The 16,167-nt window shown below is 61.7% G+C and carries 16 protein-coding genes; 8 read left to right on the forward strand and 8 right to left on the reverse strand.

What is annotated here, in order from left to right; all coding sequences use genetic code 11:
* Nucleotides 1–47: 47 nt before the first annotated feature.
* Nucleotides 48–797 (reverse strand): sulfite exporter TauE/SafE family protein, encoded by a 750-nt coding sequence (locus J3R84_RS27525; RefSeq protein ID WP_025428292.1) that lies wholly within the window; start codon nucleotides 795–797, stop codon nucleotides 48–50.
* A 97-nt stretch (nucleotides 798–894) separates the two neighbouring features.
* On the opposite strand from J3R84_RS27525, the gene J3R84_RS27530 reads away from it, so the two are divergent.
* Nucleotides 895–1,788, forward strand: coding sequence for a LysR family transcriptional regulator (locus tag J3R84_RS27530; RefSeq protein ID WP_113567135.1), 894 nt, complete (start codon nucleotides 895–897; stop codon nucleotides 1,786–1,788).
* A gap of 26 nt (nucleotides 1,789–1,814) precedes the next feature.
* On the opposite strand, the gene ggt is transcribed toward J3R84_RS27530, so the two are convergent.
* Nucleotides 1,815–3,560, reverse strand: coding sequence for a gamma-glutamyltransferase (gene ggt / locus J3R84_RS27535; protein WP_113567137.1), 1,746 nt, complete (start codon nucleotides 3,558–3,560; stop codon nucleotides 1,815–1,817).
* Between ggt and J3R84_RS27540 the strand changes: the two genes are divergently transcribed.
* Together J3R84_RS27540 and J3R84_RS27545 are read left to right on the forward strand one after the other, a co-directional pair.
* Nucleotides 3,559–3,723 carry a hypothetical protein gene (locus J3R84_RS27540; protein ID WP_156408417.1) on the forward strand — a complete coding sequence of 55 codons (165 nt, stop codon included), beginning with the start codon at nucleotides 3,559–3,561 and terminating at the stop codon, nucleotides 3,721–3,723. The two genes, ggt and J3R84_RS27540, sit on opposite strands and share 2 nt — an antisense overlap.
* A 282-nt stretch (nucleotides 3,724–4,005) precedes the next feature.
* Nucleotides 4,006–4,347 (forward strand): GFA family protein, encoded by a 342-nt coding sequence (locus J3R84_RS27545; RefSeq protein WP_025428289.1) that lies wholly within the window; start codon nucleotides 4,006–4,008, stop codon nucleotides 4,345–4,347.
* A gap of 158 nt (nucleotides 4,348–4,505) precedes the next feature.
* On the opposite strand, the gene J3R84_RS27550 is transcribed toward J3R84_RS27545, so the two are convergent.
* The gene (locus J3R84_RS27550) at nucleotides 4,506–5,996 is read right to left on the reverse strand and encodes a sensor domain-containing diguanylate cyclase (protein ID WP_203529017.1); all 1,491 of its coding nucleotides are present in this window, start codon (nucleotides 5,994–5,996) and stop codon (nucleotides 4,506–4,508) included.
* 361 nt (nucleotides 5,997–6,357) lie between these two features.
* Here J3R84_RS27550 and J3R84_RS27555 point away from each other — a divergent pair, with 361 nt between their 5' ends.
* The 3 genes from J3R84_RS27555 (at nucleotide 6,358) to J3R84_RS38840 (ending at nucleotide 8,284) form a co-directional block, all read left to right on the forward strand.
* Nucleotides 6,358–7,164 carry an alpha/beta fold hydrolase gene (locus J3R84_RS27555; protein ID WP_203529016.1) on the forward strand — a complete coding sequence of 269 codons (807 nt, stop codon included), beginning with the start codon at nucleotides 6,358–6,360 and terminating at the stop codon, nucleotides 7,162–7,164.
* Between the two features lie 113 nt (nucleotides 7,165–7,277).
* Nucleotides 7,278–8,177, forward strand: coding sequence for an alpha/beta hydrolase (locus J3R84_RS27560; protein WP_203529015.1), 900 nt, complete (start codon nucleotides 7,278–7,280; stop codon nucleotides 8,175–8,177).
* Nucleotides 8,126–8,284: a hypothetical protein gene (locus J3R84_RS38840; RefSeq protein WP_203529014.1), complete on the forward strand. Its 159-nt coding sequence runs from the start codon at nucleotides 8,126–8,128 to the stop codon at nucleotides 8,282–8,284. The genes J3R84_RS27560 and J3R84_RS38840 overlap by 52 nt, the downstream gene beginning before the upstream one ends.
* Before the next feature lie 97 nt (nucleotides 8,285–8,381).
* Here the strand turns inward: J3R84_RS38840 and J3R84_RS27565 are convergent, their stop codons facing one another.
* The 3 genes from J3R84_RS27565 to J3R84_RS27575 all read right to left on the reverse strand — a co-directional run bounded on the left by J3R84_RS27565 (nucleotide 8,382) and on the right by J3R84_RS27575 (nucleotide 10,788).
* Nucleotides 8,382–8,942: a type 1 glutamine amidotransferase domain-containing protein gene (locus J3R84_RS27565; protein WP_057207356.1), complete on the reverse strand. Its 561-nt coding sequence runs from the start codon at nucleotides 8,940–8,942 to the stop codon at nucleotides 8,382–8,384.
* Nucleotides 8,943–9,020: 78 nt separating this feature from the next.
* Nucleotides 9,021–9,314, reverse strand: a complete 294-nt coding sequence (locus J3R84_RS27570; RefSeq protein ID WP_128090486.1) for a hypothetical protein — start codon at nucleotides 9,312–9,314, stop codon at nucleotides 9,021–9,023.
* 592 nt (nucleotides 9,315–9,906) lie between these two features.
* On the reverse strand, nucleotides 9,907–10,788 hold the full coding sequence (locus tag J3R84_RS27575; protein WP_057207357.1) for a helix-turn-helix domain-containing protein: 882 nt from the start codon (nucleotides 10,786–10,788) through the stop codon (nucleotides 9,907–9,909).
* Between the two features lie 95 nt (nucleotides 10,789–10,883).
* Between J3R84_RS27575 and J3R84_RS27580 the strand changes: the two genes are divergently transcribed.
* Nucleotides 10,884–12,446, forward strand: a complete 1,563-nt coding sequence (locus tag J3R84_RS27580; RefSeq protein ID WP_113567141.1) for a 4-hydroxyphenylacetate 3-hydroxylase N-terminal domain-containing protein — start codon at nucleotides 10,884–10,886, stop codon at nucleotides 12,444–12,446.
* A 10-nt stretch (nucleotides 12,447–12,456) separates the two neighbouring features.
* Nucleotides 12,457–12,969: a flavin reductase gene (locus J3R84_RS27585; protein ID WP_057225027.1), complete on the forward strand. Its 513-nt coding sequence runs from the start codon at nucleotides 12,457–12,459 to the stop codon at nucleotides 12,967–12,969.
* Nucleotides 12,970–13,046: 77 nt separating this feature from the next.
* Here J3R84_RS27585 and J3R84_RS27590 read toward each other — a convergent pair whose 3' ends face one another.
* Nucleotides 13,047–14,525 (reverse strand): aldehyde dehydrogenase, encoded by a 1,479-nt coding sequence (locus J3R84_RS27590; RefSeq protein ID WP_113567143.1) that lies wholly within the window; start codon nucleotides 14,523–14,525, stop codon nucleotides 13,047–13,049.
* A gap of 59 nt (nucleotides 14,526–14,584) precedes the next feature.
* Nucleotides 14,585–16,036, reverse strand: coding sequence for an APC family permease (locus J3R84_RS27595; protein ID WP_057225031.1), 1,452 nt, complete (start codon nucleotides 16,034–16,036; stop codon nucleotides 14,585–14,587).
* Nucleotides 16,037–16,167 lie beyond the last annotated feature (131 nt).

The raw sequence follows: 16,167 nt of genomic DNA on the forward strand, positions 1-16,167 counted from the left end.
AGGTAGAGCGTTTCCGTGACTCCGTTTAAATCGGAAACGCTCTAGGGCTAGAAGAAGGGTCGCAGGGCCAGCTCCGCGCCAAGAAGCAGCAGGCCGATCAGGAACCACCGGCGAAACGTGGTCGGGCTGACCAGACGGCGGATCGCCTGCCCCGCCCACATGCCGGCCAGTGCCGGCATGATGGCAATCGCCGACAGGAGCAGGTTGTCGGCCTGCAACGCCCCATGCCACAACAGACCTGCCGCAAGCGTCATCGTCGATACGGTGAAGGAGACGCCGAGCGCCTGGATCAGGTCCTCCTTCCCCAGGCCAAGAGCGTGCAGATAGGGCACCGCTGGCATGACGAAGACGCCGGTGCAGCCGGTGACCACGCCCGTAATCATGCCGATAGGCGGCGACAGCCAGGCCTCGGCTCTTGCGGATACAGAAAACGGCCGCGCCATGAGCGTATATCCGGCATAGACCACAAGCGCCGCCCCGAGCATGGCTGTCGACAGGGCCATATCGCCGCCCGCGAGAAGAGCGGTGCCAAGGACGGTGCCGATGCCGATCGCCAGCATCATCGGCCAGAGCCGCAGCATGAGCGGGCGGAAGGCGGGACCTGCCAGCAGCTGCCAGACATTGGTCACGAGGGACGGCAGGATCAGCAGGTTGGCGGCCGTAATCGGCGACAACAGCGCGCCGAGCGCGCCCATGGCGACGGTGGGGAGCCCCATGCCCGTCACGCCCTTGACCACGCCAGCGAGGAAAAAGGCGGTCGCGATTGCGCCGGTGAGCCATGTGGAGAGTTCGATCATGGCTCTAAAGTCATGAAGCGATGACGTGGCGCAATGCGGATGATCCGCAGGCAGACTTCGGTTGTGCCGAAGGCACATTTGCCGCTATCGTGGCGGCATGCGCTTCGACCTGATCGACCTTCGCCTGTTTCTTGCCGTCGTCGAGGCAGGCAGCATCACACACGGCGCCGGGGTCGCGAACCTCTCCCTGGCCGCCGCCAGCGAGCGGCTGCGCGGCATGGAGGACAAGGGCGGCGTGCAGCTTCTGGCGCGCGGGCGCAGGGGTGTAACGACCACGGCAGCTGGCGAAGCGCTCGCCCATCATGCCCGGCTCGTGCTGCGCCAGATGGAGCATTTGCATGGAGAGCTCGGCGAATACGCGAGGGGATTGCGGGCGAGCATTCGCCTTCTTGCCAATACCGCCGCGATCACGGAGTTCCTGCCTGACCGTCTTGGGCGCTGGCTCGAGGTCCATCCGCAAACCGATATCGACCTGAAGGAGCGCCAGAGCTCGGACATCGTCAAGGCCGTCTCAGGCGGCCTGGCTGAGATCGGCATCATCTCGGATGCCGTCGACGCGACCGGCCTGCGGCTCATCCCCTTCGCGATAGACCGGCTGGTTGCCGTGGTCGCCAAGAACCATCCCCTGGCGGAAGCAAGGCAGATCGGCTTCACGGATCTGCTCGACCACGCGTTCACCGGCCTCGCGGAAGGCAGTGCCCTGCAGGACCATATCGAGGGCCAGGCGGCCCGCATCGGCCGCCGGATCAGCTACCGCCTGCGCGTGCGCAGCTTCGAGGATGTCTGCCGTCTGGCCGCACAGGATGTCGGTGTCGGCATCGTCCCGCAGACAGCTGCGCGCCGATGCCGTCGCACGACGGCGATTTCCGCCCTCCGCCTGACCGACAAATGGGCGACACGTCGCCTGTCGATCTGCCTCAGGCCGAATGAAGACCTCTCGCCGCTCGCCCGCGACCTCGTCGAGCATCTCGGCAATTTCAAGCCGGACTGACCGTCGAGGCGACCCGTGGCGGTCGATCAGTACCCTCTGGCCGCCCCCGCGCCGATGCGACTGTCGACCGCACCGTTGTAGCGGGCGCCGCCGCCGGCTGCAATTTCGGCAACGCTTTCACCGCCAACGAGGATGCCGGTCGCCTGACCCCAGATGCTCCAGCTCTTGTCGATCTGCACATCATGGCCCATCTCCGAGAGAAGCTTACGCGTATCGGGCGAAAGGGCGTAGGGCTCCATGAACACCTTGTCCGGCAGCCACTGATGGTGGATGCGCGGCGCGTCGACGGCCTCCTGGATGTTCATGCCGTGATCGACCACGTTGAGGATCGCCTCGAGCGTGATGGTAATGATCCGCGCTCCGCCGGGGCTGCCGATCACCATGAACGGCTTGCCGTCCTTGGAGACGATGGTCGGGCTCATCGATGAAAGCGGTGTTTTGCCCGGCGCGATCGCGTTCGCCTCGCCCTGAACGAGCCCGTAAAGATTGGGAGCACCCGGCTTCGCTGTGAAATCGTCCATCTCATTGTTGAGCAGAATGCCGGTTCCGGGCGCTACCACGCCGGCGCCAAAAGATCCGTTCAGCGTATAGGTGACGGCGACCGCGTTGCCCTCGTCGTCGATGATCGAATAGTGGGTCGTCTCCTTGCTCTCTGCGAACCCCTTCGGCATCAGCGCCTGCGAGACGCCAGCCTTGAACGGATCGATCTTGCCGCGGATCTCGGCCGCATAAGCCTTGTCGAGCAGTTTGGCGACCGGGTTTTCGACGAAGTCCGGGTCCCCAAGTGTCGTGTTGCGATCGACATAGGCATGGCGCATGGCCTCGATCATCGCATGTACGGTCTCGGCCGAGCCGTAGCCGAGATAGGAGAGCGGATAGCCCTCGAGAATGTTGAGGATCTCGCAGATGATGACGCCTCCGGAAGACGGCGGCGGCGAAGAGACGATGTCATAACCACGATAGTTGCATTTGACCGGCTCAAGCACGCGCACGGCGTATTGCTCGAAATCCTTCTTGGCGAGGATGCCGCCCTTGTCAGCACTTGCCTTGACGATGGCGTCGGCGATCGCCCCCTTGTAGAAGGCGTCGGTTCCCTTTTCGGAGATGCTTGTAAGCGAGGCGGCGAGATCCGCCTGGACCAGTGTCTCGCCGACGGCAAAGGGTTTTCCGTCGGGCTTCAGAAAGATTGCTGCCGCTGCCGGGTCCTTGGCAAGCCTTTCGGTTTCGCCGTCAAAGGAATCGACATCGCCCTGCTCCAGCCGAAAGCCGTCCTTGGCAAGGACGATGGCAGGCGCGATCAGCTCTTTCAGCGGACGCGTACCATAGCGGCTTCGCGCGACTTCGAAGCCCATCACCGGCCCAGGAACGCCGACGGCCAGATATCCTTCGGTGCTCAGGCCATCGACCAATTGCTTCTTGTCATCGAGATACATGGTCTTGGTCGCAGCAGCGGGCGCCCGCTCGCGAAAATCGAGGAAGGTGGTCTTGCCGTCCTTGAAACGGATCGTCATAAAGCCGCCGCCGCCGATATTGCCGGCGGTCGGATAGAGCACTGCAAGCGCATAGCCGACGGCAACGGCAGCATCGACGGCGTTGCCGCCCTTTTTCAGGACCTCGACGCCGATGTCCGACGCCAGATGCTGGGCGGTGACGACCATGCCGTGCTCGGCTTTGACCGGCTCCGGCGAGGCGGCCCTGACGGCCGATGGCGAAACCGAGCCGAGTGCGGCGATAAGGGTGAAGGAAAGAACATTCAGGCAGGAACTGCGCATGCTTTTCTCCCGCGACAACAGGTTTTGCTGGCAATTGACGCCCTCGATTAAGGGCGGCGGCATCGAAGTTCGCAAAGGCACCACGCATCAGGCGGCGGACAACAGTCCGGCCATCGGGCGGGCTGAGGCTTGTTCAGAAATTGAAGCCTTGGCCGGAGTATAGACATGTGCGGACGGCACGGGCAATCGCCGCCTGACGATCATGATCGGCGAACAATTCGAATGCGAAGACGATCGGCTTACCATTGCTCTGTCATTGCAGCGACGCTACCCCAGTGAGTACCGGGTCGCGACAAGCCGGAGTGCAGCCGATGACCGCATCCTAGCGACCACCAAATTTTTGCCATTGCCATGAAGAACCGTGGCTGTGACAGTTCGCTCCAGGGATCTGGTATCATCCGCATCCGGATTTCTGCACGAGGACACTAAACGGGAAGAAGGTCGCATGATCGAAGGCCATTGCCATTGCAAGTCGGTTCGCCTTTCCGTCCGTGTCCGCCCTGACACACTTGGCAGCTGCAACTGTTCGCTGTGTTCAAGACTAGGCACGCTTTGGGGCTATTACAACGCAGAAGAGGTTTCGATCAGCGACCCGCAGGGCAAGCTCGTCGGCTACGTCCAAGGCGATGCCACGTTGACGATGCACCATTGCGGCACCTGCGGTTGCACCACCCATTGGTCGCCGATCGGCACTGACGCGACGCGCATGGGTGTCAACATGCGCCTGTTCGATCGATCCGTCTGGGAAGACATACCCCACCGGCTCATCGACGGCGCCAGATGGTAGGTGCCACTCTCTTCCTACTGCATGTTTCCTTAAATCCTATTCGACTTGAGGATAAAAACATGCAGCAATCCAAAGTGCTACAGCGACATTTGCGCGTCTAATAAGACGCGCGGCGCTGTGGGGCGCCTTGCCTGCACGACCGTCCTGCAGAAACGGTGCTAGGCCGCCGAGGCTGCGCCGCCACGCTCGCTGGCCGCCTTGGCATATTGGGCGTCACGGCTCTCCTTTGTGGCGTATCGCGCCCGCTTCTGCTCGTACATGCTGAGGTCCGCTCGCTTGACCAGCGCCTCCATCGATTCGCCGGTATCGCTGGTCGAAACGCCGAGCGATATGCTGAGGGGAGCGTTGGAATAGAACTGGTTGTTGATCTTCAACAGTTCGTTGATCGTCTCGACCATGGTGGCCGCTGCCAGCCGGTCGGCACCCGGCATCAGGATGGCGAACTCGTCGCCGCCGATGCGGGCGGCATGGTTGGGCTGCGACACCGCACCGTTCAACACTTCGCCGAGCCGGCGCAGGAGGGCATCACCGGCGTCGTGGCCAAGCTGGTCGTTGGCCGCTTTCAGGCCATCAAGATCGATGACGATGGCCGAGACCGGGCGAAGCGACTTGCGCTCCAGCCTGTTCAGCTCGTCCATGTAGAAGGCGCGGTTGTGCAGCTTGGTCAGCACGTCATGCTTGCCGAGATATTCGAGATAGGCCTCGGCCTTCTTGCGTGCGGTGATATCGGTCAACGCCACCTGGACCAGCGACCAGTCGCCTTCATGGCCCGGAAGCACGGAGAATTGCAGCAGGACGTGGCGCTCGGAACCGTCGAGCGCATAATTGACCACCTCGCGGTGGTGCAGAAGATTGCCGTTCCACAGCTCGATCAACTGCTCCTTGAAGTGCTTCTCCATCTCGTTGCGGAAAATGTCGCCGAGACGCTGCAGCAACGTGTTCCGATCCGGCGCGCAGAACAGGTCGAGCGTCGCCTGGTTGATGTCGATGACCCTGATCTCGCTCATGCACTGGCGCACGAACTCCGGATGGACGTCCGTGAACACGCGAAAATCGACGATCCCTCGATGACGGACATCCTCGAGCAGCAACTTGATGCGACTGAAGTCCTCGACCCACAACGACACCGGCGAATGCTCGAAGATACCTTCGGCGTAACGGCGGTTGGCCAGTTCGTTGCGGCGCGCCTCCTCACGCGCCGTGACATCTTCCGTCGTCAGCAGCAACCGGCCGAGCGTGTTCTCGTATCCTGGTAGCACCGAGCCGCGCAGCTGAATGTCGAGCCTGCGGCCAGACAGCGTGTAGTTGACCGCGCTGCTGCTGAACTCGGTCTTGCCCTCCCACAATTCGGCAAGCTCATTGACATGGCTGTCGAGCATTTCATCGCGAAAGACCTTCGACAGGTTCGCGGAGAGGTGATCGAGATCCCTGGCTTCAAACAGGTCCAGTGTCCGGCGATTGACCTGCAGGACACGAATTCGGCTGGAGCAGGCGGCGACACGCGTCAAGTCTTCTCTGAGATAGGCGCGGATATCGACCACGCCCTCGGCCCGCCAACGATCGAACTGCGTTGTGACCCCGCTGAAATCCTCGATCCACATCGCGATCGGCGCCAGATCAAAAATATTGGTGTCGGAAGAACCTGTCATTACTGTTCCATCTCGGTTCGCGGGGAGAGGGTTCCGTGCAAGGCGCATCGCCTTTGAGTGCATTCTAACGGTCTTTAAGTAAAGATGCCTAAATCCTCAACCGCAGATCGCCGCGCGCCCCTCGCTGCTTGCCAATCTGCAGAGTGACGAGCCCGACTGGAAAAGGACTATGTTATTCCAACCGCCCACGCCACCTGCCGGTGGCCGGCGTGATTGTTTTCGGACCAACTTCAGGTGAAAGCGTTAATCTGCCTAAGCAAGATCACCTCCCCGACATCGGAACCGCCGACCCGCCACCCTTGCAGCAATCGCGGCGGTCTCTATCTCACGGCGTTCACGCAGGAACAGAATGGGATATCCAATGACCTTTCGCGACCTTGATCTGACTTATGTTGAAAGCCACGGGATCCCATCGCTTCCGGAGCCGCACGAACATGGCTTCGTCGAAAACGAAGGCGCACGCATCTGGTATGCGAGCCATGGTTCCGGCCCCGCAGTCATCCTGCTGCATGGTGGCATGGGAAACAGCGGAAACTGGGGCTATCAGGTCCCGGCAATCGTCGAAGCCGGCTATCGCGCTGTCATCATCGACAGCCGCGGCCACGGCCGCAGCACACGCGACGCACGTGAATACAGCTACCAGCTGATGGCCGCCGATACCCGCGCCGTCATGGATCGGCTAGGGATCGAGAAGGCCGCGATCGTCGGCTGGAGCGATGGCGCCGATACCGCCCTGATCCTCGCCCAAGAAACGCCCGAGCGCGTTGCCGGCATTTTCTTCTTCGCCTGCAACGTCGACGATACAGGCACCAAACCGTTCGTGTTCACGCCTGTTATCGGCCGCATCTGGCAGCAACATCAGAAGGACTACGCCGCATTCTCGGCGACGCCAGGTGATTTCGACGCGCTCTCGGCAGCCGTCGAAACGATGCAGCGGACACAGCCCAACCTGTCGGCGGCAGCACTTGCCGGTATCTCCGTGCCCGTGGCCGCGGTCCTTGGCGAATTTGACGAATTCATCGAGCAGGAGCACATGACCTATCTCGCCAAAACGCTACCTGACGCGACGCTTCACGTCCTTCCCGGTCTCAGCCATTTTGCCCCATTGCAGGGTCCCGATGTTTTCAATGGCGCCGTGATGACGTTCTTGACGAGCATCTTGCGCTAGCGCCCTACGCGATCCCGAGAGCCGTCCTTTCGAAGGGACGTCTTCAAACCGACGATAATGGTGGCTCGTGTCGATTGCGGGCGATACAACCGGGGAGCGATCAGGAGGAAAGAATGCGGAAGTCAGATTATCCCAAGGGCACGGTGTCCCGTCTCAGCGTCGACAGCGACGTGCTTAAAAGCAACAGGCTCGGGGATCCGAGCCGCCGCGACGTCGATGTCTATATCCCGGCAAACCATGATGGCGCCGGCCTGCCGTTGCTCGTCGATCTCGTCGGCTTTACGGCCGGCGGCCCTCTGCACACCGCCTGGAAAGCCTTCTTCGAGAACGTCCCGGAGCGCCTGGACCGGCTGATTGCGACCGGGCAGATGCCGCCGGTGGTCGTCGCCTTTCCCGATTGCTTCACTTCTCTTGGCGGCAACCAATATGTCAACAGCGAGGTCGTCGGCCGTTGGGAGGATTTCCTCATCGACGAGATGCTTCCGGCAGTCGAAACCCGCTTCGGCTGCGGCGGCACCGGACGGCGCGGCGTTTTTGGAAAAAGCTCGGGTGGCTACGGCGCGTTCTCCCACGCCTTCCGGCGGCCGGATGTCTGGGCTGCGGCAGCGAGCCATTCCGGAGACGCCGGCTTCGACCTGATGGCGGCTGACTTTCCCATGGTGCTGCGCGCGCTTGCGCGGCATGATCTCTCGATTGAAAGCTGGTTTCGAGCCTATGAGGCCCGGGAGAAACATGCCGATGAGGACATCCCCGTCCTCCTCGTTTTGGCCCAGGCGGCAAGCTACGACCCCGATCCCAACCTCGAGGCCTTCAAAGGCCTGCGGCTCCCGGTCGATCTGGAGACCTGCGAGCTCATCGACGACCGCTGGCAGAATTGGATGGCGTGCGTCCCGTTGAGCTCGCCAAGACCCATGGGCACAACATCGGCAAGCTCAAGGCCTTCTACATGGATTGCGGCACTGTGGATCAGTACAATCTGCTCTACGGCAATCGCCGCATCCATCGGACGCTGAAGCAACTCGGCATCGAACACACCTATGAGGAGTTCGAGGACAACCACAATTCGGTCGATTACCGCATGGATGTCAGCCTGCCCTTCCTTGCCAAGGCGCTGCAGTAACGAGCGTCAATGGCCCGACCGGAAGCAAACGCCGGCCGGCCATGGTGTCTCGAGATGCGGCGATACCTGATGGCGGTCGCCCTCGTTTCTGTCGAGTTTAAGCGGCACGCCGATCGTGGCGACCCTCTTCGATCTCCTCAACGATCTTGGCAACAAAGGCGTCGAGATCGTCTGGCGAGCGGGAGGTGACGATACCGTGGTCGCTGACGACCTTCAGATCGACCCATTGCGCGCCGGCATTCTCCACATCCTTGCGGATGGAGGCATAGGACGTTGCCTTGCGCCCCTTCAAGGCGTCGGCTTCGACAAGCAGCCACGGCGCATGACAGATGGCTGCCACCACCTTGCCCGACTGCACGAAATCGGTGACGACGCGCATCGCGTCGGGGTTCTTCCTTAGCAGGTCCGGGTTGATCTGCCCGCCTGGCAGCACAAGCGCATCAAAGTCTCGCACGAACACGTCCTTTGCCGTCAGGTCGACGTCAACGGTGTCGCCCCAGTCGCCCTTGTCCCAACTCTTGATGGCCCGTTTTTCCAGCGATGCGATGGTCACTTTGGCGCCGCGCTTTGACAGTTCGTCGCGCGGGACGTGCAGTTCCGAGCGCTCGTAGCCGTCGGTAGCGAGGATCAGAATTTTGGCTGTGTCGATCGATGGCATGGCGAAGTCCTTCCCGGTTTGTGAACCCAGGGGTAGAACCGGCTGCGAATGAAATGGTTCCGACCTTCTGCAAGCCCTTCAGGGCGCAAGCAACCAGAACACCAGCCCGGAAAGAAGGATGAAAAGGGCGATCAGCCTGGCGAAGCGCTGCATGCCGTGGGATGTGTCGTCGCCCAAAAGCGCGTTCCACAAGGCTCCGCCGGAAGCATCGACGTCGGTGGTTGCCGCAGACGCCGGCGCTTGTTGCGCTGACACTGCCGAACTGTAATCGTGAGGACGCGGCTGCCGGTTCACCGTTGTGGATTCGTCAAAATAAACCCCGGCGCTGACAATCCCGCCGTCGCCGGCATCTGCCACCTGGCTCTCACGCAACACGCGATCCTCCGGCTCCGGTCGTCCCAACAGCGCGTGAAGCCAGGCACGGCGCGCCTGAGCCGTCGCCGCGTGACGTGGCCATTGCGCTGACGGCAGCAGCATTGCGGACGTGCGTCTGCCTTTCGGGTGACGGACTGACATCTTGGGGCCTCCCGTAACAACAATACACCGGAAACGCGTTTGTTCCATCACAACACGGTTCACCGCCCGGAAAACGCGAAGGGCGGCAGACGTCTCGTGACCACAGCACCTGCAAGCTGACGGACGGCAGGCCCGCCGCCGCCCGATGCGGGAGAGCCCCGAAATAGAAAAGGCGCTCGACCCTTGACGGGGAGCGCCCTTTCTTGACCCGGACAACGTCAAACGCGCGGGCTTAGCCGCTGCAGGACGCCATCGATACGGGTAGTGATGCCCTAGATAGTCAGTGGCTCAGGGTTTTCAAGGCCCAATCATGATTATCCCGGAAATTGTTTGATCGGCACGGCAAAGACACTTTGTCGGGCCGGATCCGATCGGGATTTCTTCCACTCGGCGGTCCGTAATGAAGCATGGATGAGCGCATTGTCGGGACAGATAGGCGAAGTCGTAATCAGGATGGCACGATCGCGTCCGCCAGCTTGAGCCGTCGCCAGTCGCTTGGCGCCATGCCGGTACGCAAGCGGAAGAAACGGGAGAAGTAGGCGGCATCCTTCAGTCCGATCTCGTAGGCTATATCTTCCAGTGATCGAACGGTGAAAAGCAACAGACGCTTGGCTTCCAGCAGCCGGCGCTCATTGATCAGTTCCTTCACCTGCATCCCGAACGCGGCATTGCTGGCCTTGGCAAGCAGGTGCGGGGTGGTCGCAAGAGCACTCGTATAGCGCCCAACCGTCCAGTTCTCGCGAAAATGCGCATCGATCATGCGCCGCAACTGTGTTGCGAGTATCATATCGGGGGACTGCGACGGCGATGGCGCGGCGGTGGCAAGGCGCGCGATCTGCGTCAGGATCGCCGATACCAGCGATGCCATCATCGACTGGGTACCGAAAGCTCCCGTGCCGTACTCCTCTGCGATCATGTCCATCAATGACGATAGGCGCTGCCACTGCCGGTCGTCCCGGGCGCCGGCAACCATGATCGGCGCATCGAGCGCCAGGACTGTTCTCTCCCGGGCGGACAGCATCAAGCCGTCGGCGATCGATATTACGAAAGCATCGCTTTCCAGCGGTTCGACGGAGAAACCGTGCACGATACCGCTTGGCACGAAGCTGACGGCTGGCGCGGAAAAGTCCAAAACCTTGTCTTCGATGAAATACGACCCACGTCCGCGAAACCAGTAGGTCACCTGGGCAAGTTGATCATGCTTATGGGCCCTGACCTGTCCTTGATGCAGTCCACGCCGAGCCATCACCGTTTCGACGTGGAAGAACCCCGGTTCGAGCTGTTGTTCCGGTTCGCCGTAGACAAAGAAGCTTGGAATGATGTCGGCCATCAACCACCCGAAAAAGTGCAAGTCATTTTGGCATTCTGTCCATGGCTGCCTCGACAATCAATGCCTAGTCTTGACGAAACTCAAGGAGGAGAACCATGAGAGCTGAGGATTTTCGCGCCGACAAGGCGCGCCCGTTTACCGGGGCCGAATATCTCGAAAGCCTGCGTGATGGCCGCGAGGTCTATATCAACGGCGAGCGCATCGCCGATGTGACCACCCACCCAGCCATGCGCAATTCGGCCCGCTCGCTGGCAAGGCTCTACGATGCGCTGCACGACCCGGCGAGGAAAGAGACCCTGACCACCCCCACTGACACCGGCTCCGGCGGCTACACCCACAAATATTTCCGCGTCGCCCGATCGTCTGCCGACCTCGTTGCCCAGCAGGGCGCGATCGCCGAATGGGCGCGCATGTCCTACGGCTGGATGGGACGCACGGCCGACTACAAGGCGGCGTTGATGAACACGCTTGGCGCCAACGCCTCCTGGTACGGACCCTTCAAGGACAATGCACTCGCCTGGCACAAACGCGCCCAGGAAGCGGCGCTGTTCATGAACCATGCGATCGTCAACCCGCCGATCGACCGGCATAAACCTGCCGATGCGGTGAAAGACGTGTTCGTTCATATCACCAAGGAAACCGATGCCGGCATCTATGTCTCCGGCGCCAAGGTGGTGGCGACGTCGTCGGCGCTGACGCACTATAATTTCCTTGCCCAGAGCTCGGCAACAGTGACCGAGGATCCGTCGCTCTCGGTGATGTTCATCGTCCCGATGAATGCGCCTGGAATCAAGATGTTCTGCCGCGTCTCCTACGAGCAGACGGCCAACACTGTCGGCCATCCCTTCGACTATCCGCTGTCGTCGCGCTTCGACGAGAACGATGCCATCCTGGTGCTCGACAATGTGTTCGTGCCCTGGGAGGACGTGCTCGTGCTGCGCGATGCCGCCAAGATCCTTTCGTTTCATCCGGCATCGGGCTTCATGCACGGCTACTGCTTCCAGGGTTGCACCCGCTTTGCCGTCAAGCTCGACTTCCTCGCCGGCCTGCTGGCCAAAGCGCTGCGGGCAACCGGCGGCGACGCGTTTCGCGGCAACCAGGCAGCCCTTGGCGAGGTCATCGCGCTTCGGCACATGTTCTGGAGCTTTTCCAATGCCATGGCCTACAACCCCATCCCGTGGGCGGATGGCGCCGTTCTGCCCAATCTCGAAGCCGCACTCTCTTACCGAACGTTCATGTCGGAAGCCTATCCGCGAGTGGTCGACACCATTCGCCGGGTTATCGCGTCCGGCCTCATCTACCTGCCGTCCTCGGTCAGGGATTTCGGCAATGGCGAGATCGATCGCTACCTCGCGCAATATGTCCGCGGCTCCAACGACATGGGGCATATCGAGCGCATCAAGATCATGAAGCTGCTGTGGGACGCGACCGGCACCGAGTTCGGCGGGCGCCATGCGCTCTATGAACTCAACTATGCCGGCGCGCCTGAAGAAGTCCGCCTGCAGGTGCTGAAGGGCGCCGAGCGCGGCGGGCGTCTGAAAGAGATGGAAGCCCTCGTCGACACCTGTATGAGCGACTACGACCAGCATGGCTGGACCGGCGACACCTGGCTGCCGCCAATTGGCGCCGAGGCGCCGATCCGCAATGCGGCCGAGTGAGGCGATTGCCATGGAAACGGCTATCTCCAAGACCGAATTCCGCAACGCGATGGCGCGGGTCTGTGCGCCCGTCAATGTCGTCACCACCAATGGACCCGCCGGGCGCGGCGGGTTCACTGCAACGGCGATGTGCTCGGTGACCGACGACCCGCCGAGCCTGCTCGTCTGCATGAACCGGAACTCGACGCAATGCGGCCTGTTCATCGACAACCGGCGCTTCTGCGTTAACGTGCTCAGCCACGACCACACCGAGCTCGCCGGCCATTTCGCCGGCGCCACCAAGGACATGGCAACCCGCTATGCCGCCGCCGACTGGGTCGAGATGCAGTCGGGAAGTCTCGCTGTGAAGGATGCGATCGTCTCGCTCGATTGCGAACTGGCGGAAGCAAGATTGCTCGGCACCCACCACATCCTGATCGGCCGCGTCGTCGGCATAAGATCGCGTAGCGACGGCAACGCGCTCCTCTACTTCGATCGCAACTACGTGCACGTGCCAACACAGCTCGGCAGTTTCGGCGGGTAGAATACCGAAATACAAAAACGAAACGGGCCGGTGTTCAACTCCGGCCCGTTTCGTTTGGTGGCGATTATTCGCTGCCCTCAGAGCTGGATCCAGGCGGTCTTGAGGTCGGTGTATTTGTCGAGCGCGTGCAGTGACTTGTCGTGGCCATTGCCCGACTGCTTCACTCCGCCAAGCGGCACCGTATTGTCGGCGCCGCCATAGGTGTTGACGTGCACGACGCCGGCCCGAATAGAGCGCACAATGCGATGCGCCCGCGACAGGTTCGCGGTCCAGACGGCCGCCGCAAGCCCGTATTCGGTGCCATTGGCGATGCGGAGCGCGTCGGCTTCATCGTCGAAGGGGATGATCGAGAGGATCGGCCCAAAGACTTCTTCTCTGGCGAGCGTCATGCCCGGATCGACGTCAAAAATCGTCGGCCGCATGTAGAAGCCGCCCGTTTCCTCGAGGATACGCTTGCCGCCGGCCCTCAGCCGCGCGCCCTCGGCTATCGCTTGCTCGGCGAAACCGAGATTCTTCTTAAGCTGGATTTCGCTGGAGATCGCACCGGCCTCGGTTGTCAGCAGTAGCGGATCGCCGACCTTCATGTTTGCTGCGATCGCCGCAACCTTCTCGGTAAAGGCCTCGTGGATCGATCGCTCCACCAGCAGGCGCGAGCCGGCAACGCAGACCTGGCCGGAGTTGCGGAAGATACCATAGGCTGAGATTTTCGCCGCCTGATCGAGATCCGGGGCATCGGCAAAGACGATGTTGGGCGACTTGCCGCCTAGCTCCAAATAGACGCGCTTGAGGTTGGAGCGCGCCGAATATTCAAGCAGTCGCCGGCCGACGCCGCCCGAGCCGGTAAAGGCGAGCACGTCGATATCCGCATGGAGACCGATCGCCTCGCCGGTGACCGCCCCCCTGCCCGTCACGACATTCAACACGCCCTCAGGCAGGCCGGCTTCGGCGCAAAGTTCGGCGAGCCGCAGCAAGGTCAGTGACGCGCCCTCTGCAGGCTTCAGAATGACCGAATTGCCGGCCGCGAGCGCCGGCGCGATCTTCCAGGCGCCGATCATCAGCGGAAAGTTCCAGGGAACGATAGCGGCGACAACACCGACGGGTTCGCGAAGAACGAGCCCGAGCACGTTGTCAGCGGTCGGCGCGATCTCGCCGTAGACCTTGTCGATCGCCTCGCCGTAGTAGCGAAAGGTACCGGCGGCGCTGCCTGGCTCAGCCTTCAGCGCCATCGAAATTTCGGTGCCATTGTCACGTACGCCGAGAACGGCAAGTTCGAGAGCATTTTTCTCGATGAGTTCGGCTATGCGCAGAAGCACCTTCTTGCGCTCCGCCGGTGCAGCCCTCGACCATGTGCCCTTCTCAAAGGCCGCCCGGGCGGCACGCGCAGCGGCATCGACGTCGTCGACATCAGCATCGGCGATGGTCGTGAGGCGCGTGCCATCGATCGGGGAAATGACATCCAGCATCCTGCCGGACTGGGCGCCGCGCCAGTTGCCGCCGATGAAGAGCTTTTGCGGCGGCACCACATTGCGGCGCAACTGGTCGATTTTTTTCTGCATGTTTTCCGTTCCATGTGTCAGGCAGAAGAGCGGCCGATTGCTCGGCCGCCCCTATCGGATCAGATCTCCTGGCCGGCGCCAAGCCGGGCAAATTCGAGCGGACGGCCCGATTTGAGCATCGCCGCCAAGCCAAGCCCGATGACGCCAGCGATAACGACAAGTCCGGGCAGGAAGACCGCAAGCAGACCGGTGGCGCCGGCGAGGTCGCCGAAGTTGATCGCAATGGCGATGATCACTGCAATCAGGATGATGCCTGTGATGACCGGGATGATCTTGGTCACCAGCGCATTCGATTCCAATCCCGGATTGCGATTGAAGAAAGCGACGATGGCAAAGGCGGTAAACGCCATCAGCACCATCACGGCCAGCGTGCCGACATTGGTCAGCCAGGAAAACAGCGCCAGCACCGGATCCTGTCCGGTTGCCGCAAACAGCGCAACGACAAGCACAGCTGTAATCGTCTGGATGACCGAGCCGGCGTGCGGGCTATGGTAGACCGGATGGGTGACGCCGATCGAAGCCGGCAACAGGCGCTCGCGGCCAGCGACGTAGAGATAGCGGGCGACACCATTGTGAAACGCCAACACGCCGGCAAACAGGCTGGTGACGAAGAGTACATTCATGATCGGCGGCAGCCAGCCTCCGGCATAGCGCTCGGCGAGACCGAAGAGGAAGGTGGTCGGATCGGCAAGGCCCTGCAGTTCCGGCACCAGCTTGTCTGCACCGGCCGCATTCACCATCAGCCAGGATGTCAGCATGTAGAAAACGCCGATAATCAGCACGGAAATATAGGTCGCGCGCGGCACGGTCCTGTGCGGATCGCGGGCTTCCTCGCTGTAGATCGTCGTCGCCTCGAAGCCGATGAAGGCTGCAAAGCAGAACAGGATGCCGATCGACGGCGAGCCGGACATCAGGGCCGAAGGCGCGAAGGACGTCATCGTCAGGCCGCTGTCGCCGCCCTTGGCGATGATCGCAACGTCGATGACCAGCACGACGAGATATTCGAGAATGACGAGCACCGTCAGCACTTTCGCTGACAGGTCGACGCGGCGGTAGCCGAGAACGCCGACAATCGCGATGCCGATGAAGGTCCAGACCCACCAGGGCAGGTCGAGGCCGAGCCCGGCAAAGAGGCCGGCGGTCGCCGCGCCGAACAGGCCGAAGACGCCGATCTGCATCGCGTTATAGGCAAGGATCGCGATCATCGCGGCGGCACCGCCCATCAACCCGCCGAGCCCCTGCGCGGTATAGGCGTAGAAGGCGCCGGCGTTGCGGATATGCCGCGCCATGGCGACGTAGCCGATCGAAAACATCAGAAGGATCAGCGTGACCAGCAGAAACGTGCCGGGAATGCCGGCGCCGTTGCCGAGCAGCATTGCCAGCGGCACACCGCCGGCGACCGCCGTCAACGGCGCGGCGGCCGATACCACGAGAAATGTGACGGCACCGACTCCGAGCGCATTCCTGCGCAGCTGGTTGGCGCCGGTTGCGGGCGACGATTGATTGTCCATAGCTTCTTAGCTCCCCTTTTCTTGGCACTATTTGCCTTCGCCTCAGGTCCATCTCTCCAAAGGCATCCTCCGCGAAGCTGCTGCTGACCATGTTGCTTTTTGTTCTTGGCCGCGCGCAATAATCGGTTCAA

Source organism: Ensifer canadensis, from assembly GCF_017488845.2.
Lineage (GTDB): Bacteria > Pseudomonadota > Alphaproteobacteria > Rhizobiales > Rhizobiaceae > Ensifer > Ensifer canadensis.